The sequence below is a fragment of the Sphingomonas sp. CFBP 13728 genome, assembly GCF_014841895.1.
Classification (GTDB): Bacteria; Pseudomonadota; Alphaproteobacteria; order Sphingomonadales; family Sphingomonadaceae; genus Sphingomonas.
Genome location: NZ_JACYUS010000002.1, coordinates 43,559 through 57,814 on the forward strand (window position 1 = coordinate 43,559; position 14,256 = coordinate 57,814).

The 14,256-nt window shown below is 66.2% G+C and carries 14 protein-coding genes and 1 pseudogene; 13 read left to right on the forward strand and 2 right to left on the reverse strand.

Annotation, left to right across the window (positions count from 1 at the left end; all coding sequences use genetic code 11):
• The first annotated feature begins 34 nt into the window (after positions 1–34).
• The 6 genes from lptF (at position 35) to IFT67_RS09010 (ending at position 4,364) form a co-directional block, all read left to right on the forward strand.
• The gene (gene lptF / locus IFT67_RS08985; protein ID WP_181321191.1) at positions 35–1,228 is read left to right on the forward strand and encodes an LPS export ABC transporter permease LptF; all 1,194 of its coding nucleotides are present in this window, start codon (positions 35–37) and stop codon (positions 1,226–1,228) included.
• Positions 1,225–2,322, forward strand: coding sequence for an LPS export ABC transporter permease LptG (gene lptG / locus IFT67_RS08990; RefSeq protein WP_192146688.1), 1,098 nt, complete (start codon positions 1,225–1,227; stop codon positions 2,320–2,322). The genes lptF and lptG overlap by 4 nt, the downstream gene beginning before the upstream one ends.
• Positions 2,323–2,401: 79 nt before the next feature.
• A complete protein-coding gene (locus IFT67_RS08995; RefSeq protein WP_107963247.1) occupies positions 2,402–2,818 on the forward strand; it encodes a VOC family protein in 417 nt (138 codons plus the stop codon).
• A gap of 7 nt (positions 2,819–2,825) precedes the next feature.
• Complete coding sequence (gene gloB, locus IFT67_RS09000) at positions 2,826–3,551, forward strand: hydroxyacylglutathione hydrolase (RefSeq protein ID WP_192146690.1); 726 nt, start codon at positions 2,826–2,828, stop codon at positions 3,549–3,551.
• A gap of 40 nt (positions 3,552–3,591) precedes the next feature.
• Entirely contained in the window at positions 3,592–4,008 is a 417-nt protein-coding gene (locus tag IFT67_RS09005; protein WP_244647304.1) for a hypothetical protein, read from the forward strand.
• Entirely contained in the window at positions 4,005–4,364 is a 360-nt protein-coding gene (locus IFT67_RS09010) for a hypothetical protein (protein ID WP_244647305.1), read from the forward strand. The genes IFT67_RS09005 and IFT67_RS09010 overlap by 4 nt, the downstream gene beginning before the upstream one ends.
• Positions 4,365–4,598: 234 nt before the next feature.
• On the opposite strand, the gene IFT67_RS09015 is transcribed toward IFT67_RS09010, so the two are convergent.
• Complete coding sequence (locus IFT67_RS09015; RefSeq protein ID WP_192146692.1) at positions 4,599–5,381, reverse strand: crotonase/enoyl-CoA hydratase family protein; 783 nt, start codon at positions 5,379–5,381, stop codon at positions 4,599–4,601.
• A gap of 93 nt (positions 5,382–5,474) precedes the next feature.
• Between IFT67_RS09015 and IFT67_RS09020 the strand changes: the two genes are divergently transcribed.
• Positions 5,475–5,930, forward strand: coding sequence for a PaaI family thioesterase (locus IFT67_RS09020; RefSeq protein WP_187503999.1), 456 nt, complete (start codon positions 5,475–5,477; stop codon positions 5,928–5,930).
• Positions 5,927–6,328, forward strand: coding sequence for a PaaI family thioesterase (locus tag IFT67_RS09025; protein ID WP_192146694.1), 402 nt, complete (start codon positions 5,927–5,929; stop codon positions 6,326–6,328). The genes IFT67_RS09020 and IFT67_RS09025 overlap by 4 nt, the downstream gene beginning before the upstream one ends.
• A gap of 164 nt (positions 6,329–6,492) precedes the next feature.
• On the opposite strand, the gene IFT67_RS09030 is transcribed toward IFT67_RS09025, so the two are convergent.
• The gene (locus tag IFT67_RS09030) at positions 6,493–7,617 is read right to left on the reverse strand and encodes a PQQ-dependent sugar dehydrogenase (RefSeq protein WP_192146696.1); all 1,125 of its coding nucleotides are present in this window, start codon (positions 7,615–7,617) and stop codon (positions 6,493–6,495) included.
• A gap of 178 nt (positions 7,618–7,795) precedes the next feature.
• Between IFT67_RS09030 and rimP the strand changes: the two genes are divergently transcribed.
• The 5 genes and pseudogenes from rimP to infB all read left to right on the forward strand — a co-directional run bounded on the left by rimP (position 7,796) and on the right by infB (position 14,207).
• Positions 7,796–8,392, forward strand: a complete 597-nt coding sequence (gene rimP / locus IFT67_RS09035) for a ribosome maturation protein RimP (protein ID WP_056051561.1) — start codon at positions 7,796–7,798, stop codon at positions 8,390–8,392.
• Positions 8,392–10,005, forward strand: a pseudogene (gene nusA, locus IFT67_RS09040) (transcription termination factor NusA); the annotation flags it as partial. The gene rimP and the pseudogene nusA, both read left to right, overlap by 1 nt.
• A 176-nt stretch (positions 10,006–10,181) precedes the next feature.
• The gene (locus IFT67_RS09045) at positions 10,182–10,421 is read left to right on the forward strand and encodes a tautomerase family protein (RefSeq protein WP_055881134.1); all 240 of its coding nucleotides are present in this window, start codon (positions 10,182–10,184) and stop codon (positions 10,419–10,421) included.
• Between the two features lie 196 nt (positions 10,422–10,617).
• Entirely contained in the window at positions 10,618–11,355 is a 738-nt protein-coding gene (locus IFT67_RS09050) for a DUF448 domain-containing protein (RefSeq protein ID WP_244647306.1), read from the forward strand.
• Positions 11,352–14,207, forward strand: coding sequence for a translation initiation factor IF-2 (gene infB / locus IFT67_RS09055; protein ID WP_192146702.1), 2,856 nt, complete (start codon positions 11,352–11,354; stop codon positions 14,205–14,207). Before IFT67_RS09050 ends, infB begins: the two co-directional genes overlap by 4 nt.
• The last annotated feature ends 49 nt before the right edge of the window (positions 14,208–14,256 follow it).

Below are 14,256 nucleotides of genomic sequence, written 5' to 3' on the forward strand. Positions count from 1 at the left end.
CCGCGCGACCCAGCATACCGAGCCCAACCCGCGCATGAAATCCATCGACCGCTACATGGCCCGGCTGATCGCGGTGCCGCTCTTTTCGACGCTGCTGATCGCCGTCATGCTGTTCGTGCTCGATCGCATGCTCGGGCTGTTCAATTTCGTCGCGACGCAAGGCGGCCCGATCAGCGTCGTGTGGCGGATGCTCGCCAATCTGCTGCCCGAATATCTGGGCTTGGGCATTCCGATCGGGCTGATGCTGGGCATCCTTCTCGCGTTCCGCCGGCTGTCGACCTCGTCCGAGCTGGACGTGCTGCGCGGCGTGGGGATGAGCTACAATCGGCTGCTGCGCGTGCCGTACATGTACACGATCGCGCTAGCGCTGCTGAACCTCGCGATCGTCGGCTATGTCCAGCCGATCGCGCGCTATTATTACGAGGGCTTGCGGTTCGAGCTGCGCACGGGTGCGCTCGGCGCGTCGATCAAGGTCGGCGAGTTCACCAATCTCGGCAGCAAGATGACGCTGCGGATCGAGGAGAGCAAGGACAAGGGACGCGAGCTGTCGGGCATCTTCGTCCACGCGCAGAGCCCGAACGGCGACTGGCTTGGCGTGACCGCGGAGAAGGGCAAGTTCCTCGCGACCGACGATCCCAACGTCATCATCTTCCGCCTCGCCAACGGTACGCTCGTCCACAACCGGCCCGAGTTCAAGACGCCGCGCGTGCTGACCTTCACCAGCCACGACCTGCCGATCAACCTGCCCAAGTTCGAGAGCTTCCGCGTCCGAGGCGGGCGCAACCTCGAATACACGCTGCCCGAACTCGCCAAGCAGGGTCAGCGTGGCGCGACTCTGGAGCAACGCGATGGCAGCAGGTCGGAGTTCCACTTCCGCCTTGCCGAAGTCGCGACGATGTTCCTGTTGCCGCTGCTCGCGCTCGCGCTCGGGGTGCCGCCTAAGCGATCCTCGTCCGCGCTCGGCGTGTTCCTATCGATCGTGATGATCGTCACCTATCACAAGGTGAACCAGTACGCGGCGGACGTCGGCGAACTCGGGCGGATCGATCCGATCATCGCGCTGTGGGTGCCGTTCACGATCTTCGCCGGGCTGATCCTGTGGATGTACTACACGATCGCCTATGTCCCCGGCGGGCAACCGATCGGTGCGCTCGAACGCGTCTTCTCGAAGACTTTCAAGGCGATCACCAAGCGCATCCCGGGCTTCCGTAAGAGCAAGGCCGCATGAACATCGTCAGCTTCTTCCCGTCGCGGACGGTCGCGATCTACATGGGACGGATGTTCCTGGTGCGGACGTTCGCGGTGCTCGCCGCGCTCGTGCTGGTGCTGCAGGCGCTCGACCTGCTGAGCAACTCCGGCGACATCCTCGCGTTTCCGGGCAATGGCGATGCGCAGATCTGGCAGTATGTCGGGCTGCGCGTGCCGCAGATCGTCTCGCGCTTCCTGCCGTTCTCGGTCCTGCTCGGCACCATCCTGACGCTGATCACGATGAACCAGAACAGCGAGATCGTCGCGCTGAAGGGCTCCGGCCTGTCCGCGCACCAGGTGCTCGCACCGCTGCTGGTCGCGAGCCTGGGTGTCGCGGTGATCAGCTTCGTGTTCAACGACCGCGTGGTGGCGCGGGCGACCGCGACGCTGAACCAGTGGCAGAAGGTGAATTACGGCAAGCTGCCGATCGATCGCGGCGACCGCGCGAACGTGTGGGTGCGCGACGGCGACGACCTGATCGAGGTCGCGCAGATCCGCGGGCGCGGCGATGCGACCCGGCTTGGCGGGATCACGCTATACGACCGCACCGGCGGTAACCTCGTCGCGATCCTGCGGGCGGATCATGGCAGGCGCGTCGCGAACGGCTGGGAGGTAAGCCCTGCGACCCGGTTCGACGTGAAGAGCGGCACCGTCCGCCCCTTGGGCGCCGTTGTGATCGCGAAGGACGTGCGGCCGGACCAGTTCACGCTGGCGAGCGTAGATGCGGACGGACTGTCGTTCGGCGCGCTGAAGGCGGCGATTGCCGACCTGTCCGATGCGGGGCGGCCGACCAAGGCGCTCGAAGGGTCGTTGTGGCACAAGCTGTCGGGGCCGTTGTCGTCGGTGCTGATGCCGCTGCTGGGCGCGGTCGCGGCGTTCGGGATCGCGCGATCGGGCAAGCTGTTCGTGCGCGCCGTGATCGGCATGGGCCTCGGCTTCGCGTTCTTCGTCGCGGACAATTTTGCGCTCGCGATGGGCAATCTCGGCGCCTACCCGCCGTTCCTCGCCGCCTGGGCGCCGTTCCTGCTGTTCTTCTTCATCGGCGAGGCGGTACTGATCCGGTCGGAGGAATAGGACGCGAGCGGTGGCTCGAGCCCTTTCACGCCACCGCCCCCGTCCCTATCTGCTGGTCCGAACAACCCTCGGAGCAAGCATGAAATATCTCCACACGATGATCCGCGTGACCGACCCGGCGAAGACGATCGCGTTCTTCGAGACGCTGGGCCTGAAGGAGGTCCGCCGGATGGAGAACGAGAAGGGTCGGTTCACTCTGATCTTCCTGTCGGTCCCCGGCGACGAGGGCGCCGAGGTAGAGCTGACGCACAATTGGGATCCCGAAGAGTATGGCGAGGGTCGCAATTTCGGTCACCTCGCCTACCGCGTCGACAATATCTACGACACCTGCCAGCGGCTGATGGACTCGGGCGTGACGATCAACCGGCCGCCGCGCGACGGCCACATGGCGTTCGTGCGGACGCCCGACAACATTTCGATCGAACTGTTGCAGGCCGATCGTCCGCTCGATCCCGCCGAGCCCTGGGCGTCGATGCCGAACACCGGCAAGTGGTGACCCGCTGATGCTCGATATCGTCCGCGTGCCGGTGCTGGCCGACAATTACGCCTGGTTGATCCACGACACCGTTTCCGGCGAGACGGTAGTGGTCGATCCGGGTGAGGCGGGGCCGGTGATCGCCGCCGCGAAGAAGCGCGACTGGCGGATCGACCGGGTGTGGACGACGCACTGGCATCCCGATCACACTGGCGGCAATGCCGAGATGAAGGCATATGGCGCAACCGTCGTCGGCCCGGCGGCGGAAGCGGACAAGATCCCGACGCTCGACGAGCAGGTCGGCGAAGGCGATGTCGTACGCCTTGGTGCGCATGAGGCGACCGTGATGACGGTGCCGGGGCATACGCAGGGGCATATCGCGTTCCACTTCGCCGACGACGCGGCGATCTTCACCGGCGACACGCTGTTCGCGATGGGCTGCGGGCGGCTGTTCGAGGGGACGCCGGCGGACATGTTCGCGAACATGCAACGCTATGCGACGCTGCCGGACGAGACCGAGGTGTTCTGCGGGCATGAATATACGCAGAGCAACGGGCGCTATGCGCTGGTTGCCGAGCCGGACAATGCGGACATCGTCGCGCGGATGGTCGAGGTCGACGCGGCGCGCGCGAAGGGTGAGCCTACCGTGCCGACGACGATCGGGCGCGAGCGGGCAACCAACCCGTTCCTGCGGGCGACGTCGGTCGAACAGCTTGCCGGCTATCGTGCGGCGAAGGATGCGTTTCGCGGATAAAGGGCGCATGAGGGTGGCGGGGATTTTGAGGAGCGTTGCGATGCGAATGCGAACCCTGTCACTCTTGATATTGCCGGCCGTCATGCTCGGTGCCTGCACGCAGACCCAGGCGGAGGTCGAGCGCGCGCAGGTCCGCGAGGCTGGCGTGCAGGAGAAGCTGGCGAAGGAGCTCGCCGGGCTGGTACCGGGCAAGCCTGAATCGTGCATCAGCCAGTTCCCGCAGAAGCAGAGCTCGGGCTACGGCGCGACGATCCTGTACCGAGTGAATCGGGGGCTGGTCTACCGCAGTGACACCGTGGGTGGCTGCGAGGGGATCGCGCGCGGCGATATCCTGGTGACGCGGACACCAAGCGGGCAGCTGTGCCGCGGCGATATCGCGCAGACGTTCGACCAGACCTCGCGCTTTCCGACCGGGAGTTGCAGCTTCGGCGACTTCGTCCCGTATCGGAAGCCATGATGCGCGCGCTGCTCGTCGCGGCGTTGGCGCTGCCGCTTCTCGCCGGTCGATCGGACCCGCTTGAGGGGCGCATCGCGGGGGCGCCCGTGCGGTGCATCGACCTTCAGCAACTCAACGGTCCTGAGATCGTCGATTCGCAGACGATCCTGTATCGCCAATCGGGCAAGCGGATCTGGAAGACGGGGCCGGTCGGCGAGTGTGCTTCGCTTCGGCCGCTCGATACGTTGATCGTTGACGTTTATGGCGGGCAATTGTGTCGGAACGACCGGTTTCGGACGGTGTCCGGGGGTATGTCGATTCCGTCGGGCTATTGCCGGTTTCGCGATTTCACGCCGTATGACAAGGTCACGAAGTAGGAAGAGGCTGTCTGCTAACCCACCCCGGCGGAGGCCGGGGCCCAATTGGGGGACGGTGGTGACAACCGCAGCGCTCTGTTACTACGACCTTTCCAATTGGGCCCCGGCCTACGCCGGGGTGGTGCTCAAAGGTAGCGCCCTTCCCCTCCGTCATCCTGACGAAAGTCAGGATCCAGGGTAACGCACGGCGCCCTTGACGGCTCTGGTCCCTAACTTTCGTCAGGATGACGGGAATCAGTCTTCGAACACCGCCGCCCGCTTTTCCATGTTGGCCCGCACCTGTTCGACCTGGTTGGGCGTGCGGATGACCTTCAGCTGCTCTTCGGTTTCCGCGTGCAGCACCGCTACCGCATCGGCATCCGCAGCAAGGTTGTAGAGCGACTTCGAGCCACGGATCGCGTGGGGGTTCCTCGCTGCGATCTCGCGGGCGAGCATCATCGCCTCGCCGAGCGGGTCTTCGGACAGCCGCGTGACGAAGCCGTGCCGCAACGCTTCCGCGCCATCGAACTCGCGGGCGGTATAGGTGAGTTCGCGGAGCACGTCGTCGCGGGCGAGCGTACGCCAGAGGGCGATGCCGGCCATGTCGGGGACCAGGCCCCAGTAGGTTTCGCGGATCGCGAAGCGGGCTTGCGGGTGCGCGATGCGGATGTCGGCGCCGGACATGATCTGGAAGCCGCCGCCGAACGCGACGCCGTGGACTGCGGCGATCACCGGCATCGGCAAGGTGCGCCAGCCCCACGCGACCTGCTGGACGAGGTTGGCACCCTCGTCGGTCCGGTCGCCCAGTGCCAAGCCCGAGCCACCGTTCGCCATTGAGGCCATGTCGAGGCCGGCGCAGAACGCCTTGCCTTCGCCCGACAGGACGACGCAGCGGACGTCATGCATCCCCTTGAGCCGGTCGATCGCGGCGGCGATGCCCTCGAACATCGCGGGGTCGATCGCGTTCATCTTGTCGGCGCGCGCGAGGCGGACGTCGGCGATGCCGTCCGTGACGGTGATGGTGACCCGGTCGTTCATAGTGGCGATCCTCTCGATCTTTGCGAGGACGCTAACCGGCCCCGCTCCTCCCCGCAATGTTGCGCGCGGCCACCCGGCGTGTAGAGGCGGGCAATGGCTGGTTTTGATCCACAATGGTTTGCGACGCGCGGGTTCGGCGGGCACGGCGCCGCGCTGGGGATGCGCTATCACGCGCATGGCGACGACTGGGCGGAGCTTGCGCTGCCCTATGACGAACGGCTGATCGGTGATCCGGCGAGCGGCGTGATCGCGTCGGGGCCGATCATCACGATGATGGACATGGCGACGAGTCTGGCGATCTGGATCAAGCGCAACGCGTTCGTGCCGCATGCGACGTTGGACCTGCGCGTCGATTATCTGCGGCCGGCGACGCCGGGAAAGACGGTGATCGGGCGTGGGGAGTGCTACCGGATCACGCGCTCGATCGCGTTCGTGCGGGGGCAGGCGCATGACGGCGATCCGGGCGATCCGCTGGCGCATGTCGCGGGGACGTTCATGGTGGTCGGCGATGTCGCCGGCATGGGTCTCAACAGGAGGACCGAGGCATGACGATCGGTTTGCCGCCCTATGCCGGGATTCTCCGCGTGTCGGTCGAAGCCGAGGACGGCGCGCCGCCGGTATTGCTGATGCCGTTTGCCGATGACGTGCTGGGGCGGCCGGGGTTCCTGCATGGGGGTGCGATCTCGGGGTTGCTGGAAATGGCGGCAATTGCGGCCTTGCAGCATGCGCTGAAGGCTGAGGGCCCCGATGGCTCCGACGCGCGGATCAAGCCGGTGAACGTCACCGTCGATTTCATGCGCGGTGGGCGGGACAAGCCGACGCGGGCGGCGGGCGTGGTGACTCGGTTGGGGAACCGGGTGGCGAATGTCGAGGCTACCGCGTGGCAGGACGAGCGGGACAAGCCGATTGCCGCGGCGCGGATGAACTACCTGATCGTGCGGGACTGATCTTCCTCCCCTCCCGCAAGCGGGAGGGGACCGAGGGGTGGGCGCGCGGCTTCGGCGTTAGCTGCCGGTGCGATGATCCCGCCACACTGCACCGTCAGCAATCGATGTGAGCGCGTACCCACCCCTAGCCCCTCCCGCTTGCGGGAGGGGGATGGTGCTGTGGCTTACTTCGCGGTCAGTTTGATCAGGCGGCCTTGTGAATCGCCGCCGTCTTCCAGCACCCAGATCGCGCCGTCGGGGCCTTGTTCGACTTCGCGGATGCGGGCGTTCATGTCCCATTGGTCGCCCTTGGCGGCGTTCGTGCCGGTCAAGTGCACGCGGACGAGGGACTTCGAGGACAGACCGCCGATGAACGCGTCGCCCTTCCACTGCGGGAACATGCTGCCCGAATAGATCATCAGGCCGCCGGGCGAGATCACCGGGTTCCAGAACACTTTGGGCGGCTCGTAGCCATCGCCGGGCTTGTGATCCGGAATGTCGGAGCCGTCATAGTTGCTGCCGTTCGAGGCGTTGGGCCAGCCATAGTTGAGGCCGGGCTTGATCAAATTGACCTCGTCGCCGCCCTTGGGCCCCATCTCCTGCTCCCAGAGATTGCCCTGCTTGTCGAACGCAATGCCGAGCAGGTTGCGGTGGCCGTAGCTCCAGATCTCGGGCGCGAAACCCTTGGACGCGAGCGGGTTGCCGGGGGCGGGCTTGCCGTCGAGCGTGAGACGCAGCACCTTGCCGAGCGTCATCTTCGGGTCCTGCGCAGGAGTGAATTTCTGGCGCTCGCCATTGGTGAAGAACAGATATTTGCCGTCGGGCGAGAACGCGATGCGGCCGGAGTAATGGCCGTTGCCCTCGACGAACGGCCGCGCGCTGAACAGCGCCTCGATCTCGCCGAGACGCGTGCCGCCACCACCATCCGGACGCAGGCGACCGCGTGCGAGGACGACGCCCTTGCCGCCCTCGCCTGCGGTCGAATAGCTGAAATAGACGCGCTGGCTGGTCGCGAAGTCGGGCGCGAGGACGACATCCATCAGGCCGCCCTGCCCGGCCGAATCGACCGTGAGCGTCGCGACCGTCTGGCGCGACTTGCCGTCGGCGGAGACCAGCAGCATCTGCCCCTTCTTTTCGGTCACGAGCATGCGCTTGTCGGGCAGGAACGTCATTGCCCAGGGCGAATCGAAATCGGCGACCACCGTCTCCTTGAACGGCTTGCCCGCCGCGGCCGGTTGCGCGGAACAGGCGGTAGAGGCGAGCAGCGTTGCGGACAGCAGGCTGGCGGCGAACAGCGTTTTGCGAATCATGATCTTCTCCCGGAAATCCCTGCGCTAACGCAGCGTACTAAACGAAGGTTGCTCCCGCTTGCGGACGGGCGCCACCCCGCGTATAGAGGCACCACTTCTCTACATCGCCAGATGAAGAGGCTGCGGGGCTTGCTCCGCGGCGGCAATCACCTGTGCTTTGGCCCTGTTTGGAATTTCGATGGCGAATATCGCCCTGCTGACCGACCTGATCGAACCCGAGGCGACCGCGCTCGGCCTCAGCCTCGTGCGCGTGCGCATGCAGGGCGGCAAGTCCGATCCGACGTTGCAGGTGATGGCCGAGCGCCCCGACACCCGCCAGCTGGTGATCGAGGATTGCGCCGAGCTGTCGCGCCGCATCTCGGACAAGTTCGATGCGCTCGAGGCCGAGGGCAAGGACCCGGTCGGCGAGGACGCGTATCGTCTCGAGGTGTCGAGCCCCGGTATCGATCGCCCGCTGACCCGGCTCCAGGACTTTGCCGACTGGGAAGGCCAGGAGGCGCGCATCCGCCTCGTCGAGCCGTTCGAGGACCGGAAACAGATCTCGGGTAACCTGATGGGCGTCGAGGGGACGAAGATCACCGTCGACGTCAACAAGCACAAGCTCATGACGATCGACTTTTCGCAGGTCGCCGACGCCAAGCTCGTCATGACCGACCGACTCATCGCCGCGACCGCGCCGCTTTCGATCGAAGGCGCGGACGAGGTTTTCTATCAAGATACGCCCACCGATGAGCCCGATGCTCACGAGGCCGACACCGAAGAAGGACAGCATTGATGGCCACGGCAGTCACCGCAAACCGCGCGGAACTGATCGCGATCGCGAATTCGGTCGCGTCGGAGAAGATGATCGACAAGGCGATCGTGATCGAGGCGATGGAGGACGCGATCCAGCGCGCCGCCCGCTCGCGCTATGGCGCCGAGAACGACATTCGCGCGAAGCTCGATCCGAACACCGGCGATCTGCGCTTGTGGCGCGTCGTCGAAGTGGTCGAGGCGGTCGACGATTATTTCAAGCAGGTCGACGTCAAAGGCGCGCAGAAGCTCCAGAAGGATGCGGCGCTCGGCGACTTCATCGTCGATCCTTTGCCCCCGATCGAGTTCGGCCGCATCGCCGCACAGGCCGCCAAGCAGGTCATCTTCCAGAAGGTCCGCGACGCCGAGCGTGAGCGCCAGTTCGAAGAGTATAAGGACCGCGCCGGCGAGATCATCACCGGCGTCGTTAAGCGCGTCGAGTTCGGCCATGTCGTCGTCGACCTGGGTCGCGCCGAGGGCGTGATCCGCCGCGACGCGCAGATCCCGCGCGAAGTGGTGCGCGTCAACGACCGCATCCGCTCGCTGATCCTCAACGTCCGCCGCGAGAACCGTGGGCCGCAAATCTTCCTGAGCCGCGCGCACCCCGACTTCATGAAGAAGCTGTTCGCGCAGGAAGTGCCCGAGATCTACGACGGTATCATCGAGATCAAGGCCGCAGCCCGCGACCCGGGTTCGCGCGCGAAGATCGGCGTCATCTCGCATGATTCGTCGATCGATCCGGTCGGCGCGTGCGTCGGCATGAAGGGCTCGCGAGTCCAGGCCGTCGTCCAGGAAATGCAGGGCGAGAAGATCGACATCATCCCCTGGTCGCCCGACATCGCGACCTTCGTCGTCAACGCTTTGCAGCCGGCCTCGGTGTCGCGCGTCGTGATCGACGAGGAGGAAGAGCGCATCGAGGTGGTCGTTCCCGACGACCAGCTTTCGCTGGCGATCGGCCGTCGTGGCCAGAACGTGCGGCTTGCGTCGCAGCTCACCGGCAAGGCGATCGACATCCTCACCGAGGCCGATGCGTCGGAGAAGCGCCAGAAGGACTTCGTCGAGCGTTCGGCGATGTTCGAGAAGGAACTGGACGTCGACGAGACGCTCGCACAGCTGCTGGTCGCCGAAGGGTTCACGAACCTCGAGGAGGTCGCGTACGTCGAGGTCGAGGAGATCGCCGGCATCGAGGGCTTCGACGAGGACCTGGCGGGCGAGTTGCAGAACCGTGCGACCGAGGCTTTGGAGCGTCGCGACGCCGCGAGCCGCGAGGAGCGTACGGCGCTCGGCGTCGAGGATGCACTGGCGGGCATGCCGTATCTCAACGAGGCGATGCTGGTCACGCTCGGCAAGGCGGGCATCAAGACGCTCGACGACCTCGCCGATCTCGCGACCGACGAGCTGGTCGAGAAGAAGCGCGTCGAGCCGCGTCGTCGGAACGAAGACGCGCCGAAGCGTCCCGAGCCGAAGGGCGGGATTCTCGCCGAGTATGGCCTGAGCGACGAGCAGGGCAACGAGATCATCATGGCCGCCCGCGCGCACTGGTTCGAGGACGAGGCTCCCGAGGCTTCGGCTGAAGAAGTCGAGGCGGACGAGGCTCCGGTGGAAGAGGCTTCGGCCGATGACGCTGTGGTCGAGGACGCTGCGACTGAAGAGACGACGGCCGACGAAGCCGTGGCTGAGGACGCTTCGGCGGACGACGCTTCGGTCGAGGACGCTTCGGTTGAAGACGCGGCGGACAAGACCGACACGAAGAGCGAGGGCGACAAGGCCTGATGCCGTTCGTCAGCATCCGCATCTCGGGGTCCGCCACCAAGGACCAGAAGTCCGGCATCGTCGCCGACGTCACCCAGTCGCTCGTGCAGCGGCTGGGAAAGAACCCGGCTGCGGTGCAGATCGTGATCGAAGAGGTCTCGACCGAGAATTACGGCGCGGGGGGTCAGCTCCTGGTCGACCGCGACGCTCCGAAGACGACTCCAGCGCAGGAGGACGCGCATGCGGAACCCTCCCGATGAGGCGCTAGGCGTTACCGACACTACTCCTTCCTCCCCTCCCGCAAGCGGGAGGGGACCGAGGGGTGGGCGCCCGGCTTCGGCTAAAGGCGATGCTTCGGCTAAGTCTCACGCATCCAAGGCTAAAGCTAAGGGCGGCAACGGAGGTGAGCGCGAGCCCACCCCTAGCCCCTCCCGCTTGCGGGAGGGGGATGATGACATGCCTGTTCGCAAGTGCATCCTCTCCGGGGAACGCGACGTGCGGCCGCATCTTGTGCGACTCGCGTTGTCGCCCGATGGCCAGATCCTTCCCGACGTGCGCGCCAAGGCTCCCGGCCGCGGCGCGTGGATCGGTGTTACGCGAGCCGAGCTCGAAGCCGCGATCAAGAAGGGCAAGCTCAAGGGCGCTCTTTCCCGCGCGTTCAAGACCGGCGAGTTCACCATCGATCCCGAGCTTCCCGCCAAGATCGAAGCCGCGCTGGAGCGTAACGCGCTAGACCGGCTCGGGCTCGAATCGCGCTCGGGGACGGTGCTGATCGGCTCCGACCGGATCGAGCAGAACGCACGCCAGGGCAAGCTAAAGGCGCTGTATCACGCGGCCGACGCCGCCGAGGACGGCAACCGCAAGCTCGATCAGGCGTGGCGCATCGGCAACGATGTCGAGGGCTCGGGTTTGCGGGGGTTGGCACTCCCGGTATCGCGCACCATATTGGCGTTGGCGCTGGGGCGGGAAAATGTGGTACACATTGGCCTGACCGACCGCGCTGCAGCAAAGCGGGTGAGCGAAGCGCTCGACCGTTGGCTGCATTTTATCGGCCCCGAACCTTCTTCCGTGTCTTGCGAAACGGCCTCGCAGGGCGCATCGGCGTCACCACAAAATGGGGCGCCACCGATACAACAGGCGTCCGGATCGACCGGAACACGCCCGGCCGTGGACATGACTGAGGAATTTGAGTGAGCGACACGGACAACGAGAAGCCGAAACTTGGCATGCGCGCACCTTTGGGTGTGAAGCGCACGGTCGAGACCGGCCAGGTGAAGCAGAGCTTCAGCCACGGCCGATCGAATACGGTGATCGTGGAAACCAAGCGCGCGCGCGTCCTGCGCCGTCCGGGCGAGCCCGACGTGCAGGTCGCGGATGCCGCACCGGTTGCCGCGCCCGCCCCGGCGGCTGCCCCCGCAGCCCCGGCACCGCAGGCGCGCGCACCGCAGCCTGCGCCCGCCCCCGTGCGTCAGCAGCAGAGCAATCTGTCGCCGCAGGAGCGCCAGGCCAAGCTGCTCCGCGAGGCTGAAGAGCAGCGCATGAACACGCTGGAAGAAGGGCGTCGTCGCCAGGAAGCCGAACGGGCCAAGGCGATCGAGGACGAGCGTAATCGCGTCGCCGATCGTGCGCGTGCCGAGGCTGAAGCCAAGGCGCCGAAGCCCGTCGCGGCTCCTGCGCCCGCACCGGCCCCTGTCGTCGAAGCGGCTCCCGCTCCGGTCGCGGCTCCGACGCCAGCGCCTGCGCCGACTCCGGTCGAAGCCCCCGTTGCTGCGGCGCCTGCCCCGGCTCCGGTTGCAGCGGCACCTGCGCCTGCACCGAAGCCCGCTCCGGTCGCTGCGGCTCCTGCGCCGGCTCCCAAGCCTGCGCCGGCGCCTGTTGCTCCGCCAGCACCGCCGCCCATTCTCGAACTGACCCGCGATCCGGCGTTCCCGGCACCGCGCCGGTTCTCGCCGGTGGCGCGTCCCGAGCGTCCTCCGCCGCCGCCGAAGCCTGTCGCAGCACCCGCTGCCGCAGCGCCGACCACGGCTGCGAACGCCGGCACGACCGCGGCGCGCCCCGGCGCGACCGGCGTCAATGCTCCGGCTGGTGGCGTCCGTCGCGACGCTGTCCCCGCGCGTCCGCAGCAGCGTGACCGCAAGGGCGACGATCGTCGCACCTCGGGCAAGCTCACCGTCAACCGCGCGCTCGGCGATGGTGATGGTGCGCGCGCGCGCTCGCTTGCCGCACTGAAGCGTGCGCGCGAGAAGGAGCGTCGTGGCACCGGTGGTCCGCGCGAGGCGCAGGCCAAGCAGATCCGCGACGTCGTCGTCCCCGAGGCGATCACCGTTCAGGAACTCGCCAACCGCATGGCCGAGAAGGGTGCCGACCTCGTCAAGGCGCTGTTCAAGATGGGCATGCCCGTCACGATGACGCAGACGATCGACCAGGATACCGCCGAGTTGCTCGTCACCGAGTTCGGCCACAACCTGACGCGCGTCAGCGATGTCGACCAGGATCTGGCCAACGACACGATCGACGATGCCGAGGAGACGCTGCGCCCACGTGCCCCGGTCGTCACGATCATGGGCCACGTCGATCACGGCAAGACGTCGCTGCTCGATGCCCTGCGCGGCACCGACGTGGTGCGCGGCGAAGCGGGTGGCATCACCCAGCATATCGGCGCCTACCAGGTCACGCTGAAGGACAAGTCGAAGATCACCTTCCTCGACACCCCGGGCCATGAAGCGTTCACGCAGATGCGTGCGCGTGGCGCGGACGTCACCGACATCGTTATCCTGGTGGTGGCGGCGGACGACGGCCTGATGCCGCAGACGGTGGAGGCGATCGCCCACACCAAGGCGGCGGGCGTGCCGATGATCGTCGCGATCAATAAGATCGACAAGGAAGGCGCCAATGCCCAGAAGGTGCGCGAGCGCCTGCTGAGCGAGGAGATCGTGGTCGAGGATATGGGCGGCGACGTCCAGGACGTCGAAGTCTCCGCGACCAAGAAGATCGGTCTCGATGCGTTGATCGAGAAGATCCAACTCCAGGCCGAACTGCTCGAACTGCGCGCCAATCCGGATCGCGCGGCCGAGGGTACGGTGATCGAAGCCAAGCTCGACAAGGGTCGCGGCCCGGTCGCGACGATCCTCGTCAACCGCGGTACGCTGCGAGTCGGCGACATCTTCGTGGTCGGTGGCGAGAGCGGCAAGGTCCGTGCGCTGGTCGACGACAAGGGCAAGCAGATCAAGGAAGCGGGTCCGGCGATGCCGGTCGAGGTCCTCGGTCTGTCGGGTGTTCCGCAGGCGGGCGATCCGTTCCAGGTTGTCGAGAACGAGGCACGCGCCCGCGAAGTCGCGGAATATCGTCGCAGCGTGAAGACCGACAAGCGGACCGCGTCGGTTCCTGCCAGCCTAGAGAGCATGTTCTCGGCGCTGAAGGAAAAGCAGGCGATCGAATATCCGCTGGTCGTGAAGGCGGATACGCAGGGCACGGTCGAGGCGATCGTCGGGGCGATCAACAAGATCTCCACCGACCTGATCAAGGCGCGCGTGCTGAGCTCGGGCGTCGGCGGCATCACCGAGTCGGACGTCACGTTGGCGGCCGCTTCGGGGGCTCCGATCATCGGCTTCAACGTTCGCCCGAACGCCAAGGCCCGCGAGATCGCCGAGCGCCAGAAGGTCGCGTTCAAGTATTACGATGTCATCTACGACCTGATCGATGAGATCCGGGCGGGTATGGCAGGCGAGCTTGGGCCGGAAGCGTTCGAGACGGTCGTCGGTCGTGCCGATATCCGCGAGGTCTTCTCGGCGGGCAAGCACGGCAAGGCGGCGGGTCTGCTCGTCACCGAGGGCAACATCCGCAAGGCGCTCAAGGCACGCATCACGCGCAACGACGTCATCATCTACCAAGGCGAAATCGCATCGCTGCGTCGCTTCAAGGATGATGTCGCCGAGGTCCGTGCGGGGCTCGAGTGCGGCGTGACGTTCACGTCGAACTTCGTCGACATCAAGGCCGGCGACGTCCTCGAGACGTTCGAAGTCGAGATGCGCGAACGTACTTTGTAACTACTAAAGCCTTCTCCCCTGCGGGGAGAGGGTTGGGTGAGGGGCTGTN